This is a genomic window from Teichococcus deserti, assembly GCF_001982615.1.
Lineage (GTDB): Bacteria > Pseudomonadota > Alphaproteobacteria > Acetobacterales > Acetobacteraceae > Pseudoroseomonas > Pseudoroseomonas deserti.
The window spans coordinates 1-11,100 of sequence record NZ_MLCO01000092.1 but is presented as its reverse complement, the minus strand read 5'-3'; the positions used below and the strand labels follow the sequence as shown (position 1 = coordinate 11,100).

At 71.5% G+C, this 11,100-nt stretch carries 6 protein-coding genes; 5 read left to right on the top strand and 1 reads right to left on the bottom strand.

What is annotated here, in order from left to right:
* Positions 1–50: 50 nt before the first annotated feature.
* A complete protein-coding gene (locus BKE38_RS11545) occupies positions 51–1,643 on the bottom strand; it encodes an ABC transporter substrate-binding protein (RefSeq protein WP_076957465.1) in 1,593 nt (530 codons plus the stop codon).
* Between the two features lie 188 nt (positions 1,644–1,831).
* Between BKE38_RS11545 and mutS the strand changes: the two genes are divergently transcribed.
* The 5 genes from mutS (at position 1,832) to BKE38_RS11520 (ending at position 11,036) form a co-directional block, all read left to right on the top strand.
* Positions 1,832–4,573, top strand: coding sequence for a DNA mismatch repair protein MutS (mutS, locus tag BKE38_RS11540; RefSeq protein WP_083747488.1), 2,742 nt, complete (start codon positions 1,832–1,834; stop codon positions 4,571–4,573).
* Positions 4,570–7,410, top strand: coding sequence for a [protein-PII] uridylyltransferase (locus BKE38_RS11535; RefSeq protein ID WP_106409196.1), 2,841 nt, complete (start codon positions 4,570–4,572; stop codon positions 7,408–7,410). The genes mutS and BKE38_RS11535 overlap by 4 nt, the downstream gene beginning before the upstream one ends.
* Before the next feature lie 350 nt (positions 7,411–7,760).
* Positions 7,761–8,264 carry a Smr/MutS family protein gene (locus BKE38_RS11530; protein ID WP_242662324.1) on the top strand — a complete coding sequence of 168 codons (504 nt, stop codon included), beginning with the start codon at positions 7,761–7,763 and terminating at the stop codon, positions 8,262–8,264.
* A complete protein-coding gene (locus BKE38_RS11525; protein WP_076957463.1) occupies positions 8,261–8,635 on the top strand; it encodes a helix-turn-helix domain-containing protein in 375 nt (124 codons plus the stop codon). Before BKE38_RS11530 ends, BKE38_RS11525 begins: the two co-directional genes overlap by 4 nt.
* A 121-nt stretch (positions 8,636–8,756) precedes the next feature.
* Positions 8,757–11,036 (top strand): NADP-dependent malic enzyme, encoded by a 2,280-nt coding sequence (locus BKE38_RS11520; protein WP_076957462.1) that lies wholly within the window; start codon positions 8,757–8,759, stop codon positions 11,034–11,036.
* Positions 11,037–11,100: the final 64 nt, after the last annotated feature.

The window sequence follows — 11,100 nt, the reverse complement described above, 5'->3', positions numbered from 1 at the left end:
AGAAAAAAGATGGGGGTCCGGGGGAATTCCTTCCCCCGGCCTTTTTTCTTTCAGGCGCGCTTAACGTTCCAAGGATACGGCGCCGTCCCCTCCAGCAACCCGGTCAGATCCCGGCGGAAGGCCGTCTTCACCGTGAACTGCCCGAGCGGCACGGTGGCAACCTCCTCCAGCCCGAGGCGGCCGAGCTCCGCCGCCACCTTCTTCTGCGCCGCCTCGTCCGGGGCGAAGAGCCATTCGTCGGTCAGGGCCTCGGCGCGGTCGTTCTTCCACCAGCCGAACCAGCCGGCCTCGCCCTGGCCGCGCAGCAGCGGCGACATGGCCGGGCTGCCGTAGAAGGCGGCGGCGCCGGTGGTGTGGAAGATGCTCCAGCCGCCCTTGTCGGTGGCCTCGCGCGAGTTGCGGCGCTGGATGACGGTGCCCCAGTCGCTTTCCATCAGGTCGACATTCATGCCGATCTTGCCCAGCGCATCCGCCGTCACCTGGCCGAGCGGGCCGATGTCGGGGAAGTCGGTCGGGTTGATGATGGTGACCTTCTGGTTGCCGTAGCCGGCCTCCTTCAGCATGGCGCGGGCCTTGTTCAGGTCGCCCGGCATCAGGTCGGCATGGTCGGCGTAGTAGGGGGTGCGCTTGGGGAAGATGCTGCGGGTGTCGGTCCAGGCGGAGGTGTCGTCGCCCTGGGCTGCCCGCATGTAGTTCTCCTGGATCACCGAGGTCAGCACGGCGCGGCGGATGCGCACGTCCTTGAACGGCTCCTGCAGGCAGTTCAGCCGGGCCAGCGCCAGGCGGCCGGCCTTATCCAGCACCTCGCGGCGGACGTCGCGGGAGCGCGCCAGCATGGCCTGCAGGTCGACCTGCGGGCGTTCCCACCAGTCGATCTCGCCATTGACGAGCGCGCCGGCGGCGGTAGCGGCGTCGGGGATGATCAGCCATTCGACGCGCTGGAAATGGGCGACCTTGGCGCCGGTGGCGAAGTCGGGCGCCTCCTGGCGGGGGACGTAGCCATCGAACTTCTCATAGACCGCGCGGCTGCCGGAATTGTATTCGCCGGCCAGGAAGCGATAGGGGCCGGAGCCGATGATCTCCGAGACCTGCTTGGTCGCCTCGGTCTTGGCCAGGCGCTCCGGCATGATGAAGGCGCAGTTGTCGGTCTTGCCGAAGGCGGTGGTCAGCAGCGGGAAGGGGCGCTTCAGCCGGATCTCGAAGCTGCGGTCGTCGACCACGCGCCATTCGTCGACGACGCGGGCGACCAGCTGGCCGAAGGGGTCGCGCACGGTCCAGCGCTGCAGGCTGGCCACGCAGTCGCGGGCGCGCACCGGCTCGCCGTCATGGAACTTGAGCCCCGGGCGCAGGGTGATGCGCCACAGCTTGCCGTCCTCGGTGATGGTGTGGCCCTCGGCCATCTGCGGCTGCGGCCGCTGCTGGCTGTCGAGCGAATAGAGCGTGTCGAAGACGTAGTAGCCGTGGTTGCCGGTGACCGTCGCCGTGGTCCAGATCGGGTCCAGCGCGGTCAGGTTGGCTTGCGGCACGAAGCGCAGCGTGCTGGCCCGGCTGTTCTGGCCGAGGGCCGGAGCGGCAAGCATGGGAGCGGCGGTCAGGCCGAGGGCGGCGGCGGCGCCCCCCTTGAGCAGGTTGCGGCGAAGCATGGCAGGTCCTCCAGCGATCCTTTCGGCCATGCTGCGCCGGCTTGCCTGCCATGCCAACGGGTCTTTGCGGGGCTTTCATCTTGCTGCGATGCAGCGGGGAGTTGGCCAGGCGCTGCGAAGCTGCCGGTTCGGGCGGCGCGCTCGGCTATCGCTGGACCCTGGGTGCGGCTCGGCTTTAGGAAGGGCGCATGAGCTCCCGCCCCCTGCTTTCCGCCGAAGGCGCGACCCCGGCCATGGCCCAGTGGTTCGCCGCCAAGCACGCCTATCCCGACGCCCTGGTCTTCTTCCGCATGGGCGACTTCTTCGAGCTGTTCTTCGACGATGCGGCGATCGCTGGCGAGGCGCTGGGGCTGGCGGTGGCGCATCGCGGCGAGCTGCGCGGGCAGCCGATCCCGATGGCGGGCGTGCCGGCGCATGCCATGGAGAACTACCTGGCCCGGCTGATCCGCGCCGGGCACAAGGTGGCCATCTGCGAGCAGCGCGAGACCCCGGAACAGGCCAAGGCCCGCCGCGCGCCGACCATCCGGCGCGAGGTGATCCGGCTGGTCACCCCCGGCACGCTGACCGAGGACTCGCTGCTCGACGGCGCACGGCCGGCCTGGCTGCTGGCGCTGGCCATCGCCGCCGGCGAGCTGGGCGCGGCCTGGGTGGATCTGTCCACCGGCTCCTTCGCCACCGAGATCCTGCCCCAGGCCGAGCTGGCCGCGCTGCTGGCCCGGCTGGAACCGGCCGAGATCCTGGTCGACGAGGCGCTGGGCAGCCTGGCCGCGCTGCGCCAGGTCACCGAGAAGGTCACCAGCCGCCTGGCCCCGCGCGACCCGGTGCGGCGGCTGACGGAGTTCTATGCGGTGGCCGGGCTGGATGGCTTCGGCAGCTTCGCCGAGGCGGAGCTGGTCGCGGCGGCGCTTGCCCTCGACTATGTCCGCGCGACCCAGGGCGAGGCCGCCCCGCGCCTGCGCCCGCCCGAGCCGCAGGGCGGGCGGGAGGTGCTGCGGATGGATGCCGCGACGCGCCGCAGCCTGGAGATCCTGCGCAGCGAGCGCGGCGAGACCCGCAACTGCCTGCTGGCCGCCGTCGACCGCACGCTGACCGCGCCCGGCTGCCGCGAGCTGGCCGCCCGCCTCGGCGCGCCGCTGACCGATGCGGGGGCGATCGGCGGGCGGCACGACGCGGTCGCCTATCTGCTGGACGGCGCGCCGCTGCGGGCGATGCTGCGCGGCGCGCTGAAGGGGGCGCCGGACATGGCGCGCGCGCTCGCCCGGCTGGCGCTGGACCGCTTCGCCCCGCGGGATCTCGCCGCCATCCGCGACGGGCTGACGCGGGCCGAGGCCATGGCTGAGGCGCTGGACGGCGCCGACGCGCCGCTGCCGCCGCTGCTGGACGAGGCGCGCGAGCTGCTGCTGCCGAAAGCCTCGCCGCGCGCCGAGCTGGAACGCGCCCTGGCCGAGGAGCTGCCGGCGCGGATCGAGGACGGCAACCTGGTGGCGCCGGGCTATGACGGGGAGCTCGATGCGCTGAAGCGGCTGCGCGACGACGCCCGCGGCGCCATCGCTGGTCTGCAGATGCGGCTCGCCCAGGCCTGGGGGGTGGCCAGCGTCAAGGTCCGCCACCACCAGCAGTTCGGCTATCTTGCCGAGATGCCCGCCGCCGCCGGGGAGAAGCTGCTGCGCGACCCACCGGCTGGGCTGGAGCATGACGGCCTGGCGCCGATCCACCGCCAGACCATGGCCAATGCGCATCGCTTCACCTGCGCCGCGCTGGCCGACCTCGACCGCAAGCTGGCCGCCGCCGGCGAGCAGGCCCAGAAGCGCGAGATCGCCGTGGTGCGGCACCTGCGCGCGCTGTGCCTGGAGGCCGCGCGGGTGCTCGACGCCTGCGCCATGGCGGTGGCCGAGATCGACATCCATGCCGCGGCGGCCGAGCTCGCCGCCGGCGGCGACTGGTGCCGGCCGACGCTCACCGAGCGCGGCGACTTCCGCATCCGCCAGGGCCGCCACCCGGTGGTCGAGGCGGCGCTGGCCCGCTCGCGCGGCCCGGCCTTCGTGCCGAACGACGCCGACCTTTCGGCCGGGCAGCGGCTCTGCCTGCTGACCGGGCCGAACATGGCGGGCAAGTCCACCTTCCTGCGGCAGAACGCCATCATGGTGGTGCTGGCCCAGGCCGGGCTCTTCGTCCCGGCGCGCGAGGCGCGGCTCGGCCTGGTCGACCGGCTGTTCTCCCGCGTGGGTGCTGCGGATGACATCGCCGGCGGCCGCTCAACCTTCATGGTCGAGATGACCGAGACGGCCGCCATCCTGAACCAGGCGACGTCGCGCAGCCTGGTGGTGCTGGACGAGGTCGGCCGCGGCACCGCCACCTGGGATGGCCTCGCCATCGCCTGGAGCGTGCTGGAGGCGCTGCATGACCGGATCCGCTGCCGCGCCGTCTTCGCCACGCATTTCCACGAGCTGACCGCGCTGTCGGGCAAGCTGCCCGAGCTGCAGCTGGCCAATATGAAGGTGCGCGAGCACCGCGGCGAGGTGGTGTTCCAGCACCTGGTCGGGCCGGGGGCGGCGGAAAAGTCCTGGGGGCTGCATGTGGCGCGGCTGGCCGGCGTGCCGCGCGCCGTCACCCAGCGGGCCGGCGCCGTGCTGGCGGCGCTGGAAGCCCGCGCCCGCGGGCTCGAGCCGCTGGCCGAGGAGCTGCCGCTGTTCGGCAGCACCCTGGCGGGACCGGATTCGCAAGGGTCCGGTGCCACATTGTCTCAACCCCCGGGCGAAGAGGATACGCTGGGGGCCGCCCTGGAGGCGCTGGAGCCGGACCAGATGTCGCCGCGGGAGGCGCTGGAGGCGCTTTACCGGCTGAAAATGCTGCGGGGCAGCAACGGTCGCGGCAAATTGGCGCAGGACGCTGTTGCCCCAGCCGCGAGCGCGATAAACTCGGTCGGATGAGAAGCTCCGGCGACGTATCTGACGCCTTTGCCGCCCCGGCCGGCGAGGCCCATGCTGGTGTATCCGGGGCCGCCCCCGACGGCCCGGCCGTGACCCTGCGGCCGCTGCCCGACGTGGTGCTGGACCTGATCCCCCAGCCCGGCGCGCCGGTCGCCCGCGATGTCGCGCTGATGCTGCTGCGGCGCCAGCTGGGCCGCATCCAGTCGCGCGTGCAGGAAGCCTTCGAGGCGCATGCCCTGTCCGGCCTGACCGCGGCGCGCATGCTGGGCGAGCTGACCGACGGGCTGATCTTCGCCATCCACGCCTATACCCTGGCCGAGGTCGCGCCGGAGAAGGCCGAGCCCGGCGCCGACGGCCTGGCGGGCACCGCCGAGCCCAGCTTCGTCCTGGCCGCCACCGGCGGCTATGGCCGCGGCGTGCTGGCGCCCTATTCCGACATCGACCTGCTGTTCCTGTCCGACCGGCCGCTGGGCCCGCGCGGGCGGCGGGCGGTGGAGTTCATGCTCTACCTGCTGTGGGACCTGGGGCTGAAGGTGGGGCATGCCACCCGCAGCATCCGCGAATGCCTGGAAGACGCGCGCGGCGACGCCACCATCCAGACCGCGCTGCTGGACGGCCGCTTCCTGGCCGGCGACGCGGCCGTCTTCGCCAATTTCGAAGAAGCCTTCGCGCAGGCCCGGCAGGACTGGGGCATCGGCCAGTTCCTGGCCGCCAAGCGGGCCGAGCGCACCGCGCGCCACCGCCGCTACGGCGACAGCCCCTATCTGGTCGAGCCGCATCTGAAGGAAGGCCGCGGGGGCCTGCGCGACATCCAGACCATGTACTGGCTGGCGCGCTATGCCTTCGGCGCCCGCCGCATGCCGGAGCTGGTCGGGCCCGACAGCCCGGGCGGCGGCCTGCTGACGGCGCGCGAGGCGCGCGCCTTCAAGCGCGCCTGGGACTTCCTGTGGACGGTGCGCTTCCACCTGCACTACGTCACCGGCCGCGCCGAGGAGCGCCTGACCTTCGACCTGCAGCCCGTCGTCGGCGCCCGCATGGGCTATACCCGGCACGGCAAGCAGGACGGGGTCGAGCGCTTCATGAAGCACCTGTTCCTGACCGCCCGCGACGTGGTGCGCCTGTCGCGCCTGCTGGAGCCGGCGATCGAGCGCGCCACCCTCGGCCTGCCGGCGCTGCAGCGCGTCCCCGACCCGGCGCTGGTCACCGCCGGCGTCGCCATCGCCGACGGCAAGCTGCTCTTCGCCCCCGACCGGGTGGTGGAGGACGAGCCGGCGATCATGCTGCGGCTGGTCCGCGCCGCCCGCGACCGCGGCATGGAGCTGCACCCGCTGGCGCATCGCGCGCTGATCCGCAGCGCCCCGCGCGCCCAGGCGCTGCGCGGCGACGCCGAGGCCAACGAGCTGTTCCTCGACCTGCTGTCCGGCAAGGACTCCGCCAAGTGGATGCGGGTGCTGAACGAGGTCGGCTTCCTGTCCCGCTTCATCCCGGACTGGGCCCGCATCGTCGGGCTGATGCAGTTCGACACCTACCATGTCTTCACCGTCGAGGAGCACACGATCGAGGCGATCGCCGTGCTCAACCAGCTGGAGCAGGGCGAGCTCGGCGAGGCCGCGCCCGTCGCCAGCGAGCTGGTCGGCCAGCTGCATTCGCGCCGCGCCCTGCATGTGGCGATGCTGCTGCACGACATCGCCAAGGGCCGCGGCGGCGACCATTCCGAGATCGGCGCCGGCATCGCCCTCGAGGTCTGCCCGCGCCTCGGCCTGACCCCGGAGGAGACCGAGACCGTCTCCTGGCTGGTGCTGAACCACCTGCTGGTCAGCCAGACCGCCTTCAAGCGCGACATCGACGACCCGAAGACCATCCTCGACATCGCCGAGGTGGTGCAGTCGCCGGAGCGCCTCCGCCTGCTGCTGGTGCTGACGGTGGCCGACATGCGCGCCGTCGGGCCCAAGGTCTGGAACGGCTGGAAGGCCACCCTGCTGCGCGAGCTCTACTGGCGCGTGGCCGAGGTCCTGGCCGGCGGCCTGTCGGTGCCCGAGCGCGACGTGCGCGTGGCCCGCGCCAAGCAGGCCGCCGCCGCCATGCTGGAAGACCAGCCCAAGGCCGCGGTCGACCATTTCCTCGGCCTCGGCTACCCGGGCTACTGGCTGTCCTTCGACCCGGAAAGCCACGCCCGCCACGCCGCGCTGATCCGCGACGCCGAGGCGCGCGGCGCGCCGCTCTCGGTCTCGACCCGCGTGCTCGAGGCCCGGGCGGTGACCGAGGTCACGGTCTACTGCTCCGACCATCCCGGGTTGTTCAGCCGCATCGCCGGCGCGCTCGCCGTGGCGGGCGCCACCATCGTCGACGCCCGCATCCACACCATGACCAACGGCATGGCGCTGGACACCTTCTGGGTGCAGGACGCGCAAGGCGGGGCGTTTGATGCGCCGCACCGCATGGCCCGCCTGTCGGTGCTGATCGAGCAGGCGCTGTCCGGCCGCCTGAACCTGGTGCAGGAGATCCGCAAGGTGCGGCGCGAGCCCGCCCGGCTGCGCGCCGTCCAGGTGCCCGGCCGCGTGGTGATCGACAACTTCGCCAGCAACACCCACACGGTGATCGAGCTGAACGGCCGCGACCGCCCCGGCCTGCTGCACGACGTGACCGGCGCGATCTCGGCCCAGGGGCTGCAGATCGCCTCGGCCCATATCACCACCTACGGCGTGCGCGCGGTCGACGTCTTCTACGTGAAGGACGTCTTCGGCCTGAAGGTCGAGAACGAACGCAAGCTCGCCGCGCTCCGCGCCGCGCTGTTGTCCGCTCTGGGGACGCCGGCCGAAGAGGAAGGGGCAGATTGAAGATCTAAGACAGGGGTAGGCCAGGGGAATGAATTCCCCTGGACCCCTTCTTTTTTCTGTCTGATTGCCATGTCCACGTGGTGACGGGACGTGGCCCGGCCCTGCCGCAGCGCGACCTTCGAAGCTGCGCTGATTACATGAAAATTGGCGTCCCGCCGTGACGCCCTGGCGACGGCGACGTTGATGCGCAGGTCTCTCAACGGCCGGTGATCAGAAAAAAGATGGGGGTTTGGGGGAATTCATTCCCCCAACCTGTCATGACCTTCTCTTCCCTGGACCTTCCCTTCCCAAAAACTTAATGGACCCCGATGCCTCCCCGTCGTCGCAGCCTCAGCACTGAAGAGCGCGCCTTGTGGCGTGCCTACACGGCGACGGTGAAGCCTTTGCCGGGTCATGCCTTGCCGGCCTTGCCTGCGGCGCCGGTCGAGCCTGCCCCGCCGCCTCCGCCCCCGCCGAACCCCGTGGCGGCGCTGCTGATGAAGGCGCCGGTGCTCAAGGCGCCGCCGCCGGTGCTGGATGTCGGGCTGCAGCCGGGCGGGTTGGACAGCCATCGCTGGAAGGATCTGCGGCGCGGGCGGACGCGGCCGGAGCGGACCTTGGACCTGCATGGGCGGCGGGCGCAGGACGCCTATCTGGCCGTGCGCGGCTTCCTGCTGGCGGCGCAGGCGGAGGGGCTGCGCTGCGTCGCCATCGTCACCGGCAAGGGCCCGGCGCCCGACGGCGGCGTCCTGCGGCGGGAGCTGCCGCATTGGCTGAATGCGCCGGATCTGCGGCCGCTGGTGCTGGGGGCGGCGCATCCGGCACCGAACCAGGGGGCGGTGCATCTGCTGCTGCGCCGGCGGCGGCGGCCGTGACGCCCTTCGGCGCCCGGCTGCGCGCACTGCGCCAGGAACGGGGCGTCACGCTGCAGCAGCTGGCGACGGCGATGCATGTCTCGGCCGCCTATCTGTCCGCGCTGGAGCATGGGCGGCGCGGCCGGCCTTCGGCGGGGCTGATCCACCAGGTTAACGAATACTTTGGTCTCATCTGGGACGATGCCGAGGATATGGTGCGGCTGGCGCGGCTGTCGCATCCGCGCGTCACGCTCGACACCTCGGGCCTGTCGGCAGAGGCGACGGAGCTGGCCAATCTGCTGGCCAGCCGCATCCGCACGCTGCCGGGCGACACCATCCAGCGCCTGCGCCGCGTGCTGGAGGAGGCGGGGCCGCCAGGCGGTCGCGGCTGAACGGCAACGTTCCGGCTTCGCAGTTGCGAAGCGGCTGGCTTTCCCCGGCGCGCGCCTGCCGACATAAAGGGGCTGAAGCACGGGAGCTGTGATGGCGATGGACGACGCGAAGAAACCTCCGATGGGCGACACCCGCACCGCGCGGATCACGGCCGAGGAAGCGCTCGCCCTGCATGCCGAGGGCAAGCCGGGCAAGCTCGAGATCCGCTTGACCAAGCCGCTGACCACGGCGCGCGACCTCAGCCTGGCCTATTCCCCGGGCGTGGCCGAGCCCTGCCTGCACATCCACCGCGACCCTTCGCTGGCCTATGACTACACCGCCAAGGGCAACATGGTCGCCGTCGTCTCCAACGGCACCGCGGTGCTGGGGCTGGGCAATCTCGGCGCCCTGGCCGGCAAGCCGGTGATGGAAGGCAAGGCGGCGCTGTTCAAGCGCTTCGCCGACGTCGATTCCATCGACCTCTGCGTCGACACCGAGGATGTCGACCAGTTCGTCAATGCCGTGCGCTATCTCGGCCCCTCCTTCGGCGGCATCAACCTGGAGGACATCAAGGCCCCGGAATGCTTCGTCATCGAGCAGCGCCTGCGCGAGCTGATGGACATCCCGGTCTTCCACGATGACCAGCACGGCACCGCCATCGTCGCCGCCGCCGGGCTGATCAACGCCTGCCACCTGACCGGGCGTGCGCTGTCCGAGACGCGGCTGGTGATCAACGGCGCGGGCTCGGCCGCCATCGCCTGCGCCGAGCTGGTCAAGGCCATGGGCATGAAGCCCGAGAACATCCTGATGTGCGACACCAAGGGCGTGCTCTACCGTGGCCGTACGGAAGGCATGAACCAGTGGAAGTCGGCGCATGCCGTCACCACCGACCGCCGCACCCTGGTCCAGGCGCTGGAGGGCGCCGACGCCTTCTTCGGCCTCTCGGTCAAGGGCGCCGTCACCGGCGACATGATCAAGACCATGGCGAAGAACCCGATCATCTTCGCCATGGCCAATCCGGACCCCGAGATCACCCCGGACGAGGCGCGCGCCGCCCGGCCCGACGTGATCATCGCTACCGGCCGCAGCGACTATCCGAACCAGGTCAACAACGTCCTGGGCTTCCCCTTCATCTTCCGCGGCGCGCTCGACGTCCGCGCCAGCACCATCAACGACGCGATGAAGGTGGCCGCCGCCGAGGCGCTGGCCATGCTGGCACGCGAGGATGTCCCCGAGGAAGTGGCCGGCGCCGGCGGCGGCAAGGGCCTGCGCTTCGGCCCCGACTACATCATCCCGCATGCCTTCGACCCTAGGCTGATCGCCCGCGTCTCGCCTGCCGTCGCCAAGGCGGCGATGGACTCCGGCGTGGCGCGCAAGCCGCTGATGGATCTGCGCCGCTACACCCGCGAGCTCGCCGGCCGGCTGGATGCCGGCGCCAATGCGCTGGAGACCATCACCGAGCGCGTCCGCGCCAACCCGCAGAAGGTGGTCTTCGCCGAGGGCGAGGAGGAGAAGGTCATCCGCGCCGCCATCGCCTTCCGCAACGCGGGCTACGGCATCCCCGTGCTGGTCGGCCGCGAGGACCGGGTGATGGCCAAGGTCGCCGCACTCGGCATCCCGCTGCCGGAAGGCGTCGAGATCCACAACGCCCGCGTCTCCGACAAGAACACCCGCTACGCCGAGTTCCTCTACGAGCGCGGCCAGCGCCGCGGCCTGCTGTTCCGCGACTGCCAGCGCCTGGCCAACCAGGACCGCAACGCCTTCGCCGCCTGCATGGTGGCGCTGGGCGACGCGGATGCCATGGTCTCCGGCATCACCCGCTCGACCAGCGTGACGCTGGAAGGCGTCATGACGGCGATCGACCCGGCGCCGGAGACGGTGCTCTTCGGCCTGACCCTGATGCTGGCGCGGCGCTCCGGCACGGTGCTGGTCGCCGACACCGCCATCCATGAGCGGCCGGACGCGGCGACGCTGGCCTCCATCGCCATCCAGTCGGCGGCGGAAGCGCGCAAGCTCGGCCTCGAGCCGCGCGTGGCCTTCCTGTCCTTCTCCACCTTCGGCGATCCGGGCGGCACCATCACCGGCCCGGTGCGCGACGCGGTGAAGCTGCTCGACGCCCAGCAGGTCGACTTCCAGTATGACGGGGAAATGGCGGCGGACGTGGCGCTGAACCCGCAGCTGCGGGCGCTCTACCCCTTCTGCCGGCTGACCGGGCCGGCCAATGTCTTGGTCATGCCGGGGCTGCACGCGGCCCATATCCTGACCAAGGCCGTGCCCCACCTGACCAGCGCCACCACCATCGGGCCGCTGATGGTCGGCATGTCCAAGCCGGTGCAGATCGTCAACCTGGGCAGCTCGGTCGGGCAGATCCTCGACATGGCCGTCTTTGCCGCCCATGCGGCGGTGACGCGCGAGGGCTGATCCGCAGGGCTGATGGAACCGGTCAGGAGGGGCCCCGCCCCTCCTGAACCACCCCGCCCGGGGG

Coding starts and splice junctions, on each gene's coding strand:
- BKE38_RS11545 (WP_076957465.1), bottom strand. CDS start 1,643: ATGCTTCGCCGCAACCTGCTCAAGGGGGGCGCCGCCGCCGCCCTCGGC.
- mutS (WP_083747488.1), top strand. CDS start 1,832: ATGAGCTCCCGCCCCCTGCTTTCCGCCGAAGGCGCGACCCCGGCCATG.
- BKE38_RS11535 (WP_106409196.1), top strand. CDS start 4,570: ATGAGAAGCTCCGGCGACGTATCTGACGCCTTTGCCGCCCCGGCCGGC.
- BKE38_RS11520 (WP_076957462.1), top strand. CDS start 8,757: ATGGGCGACACCCGCACCGCGCGGATCACGGCCGAGGAAGCGCTCGCC.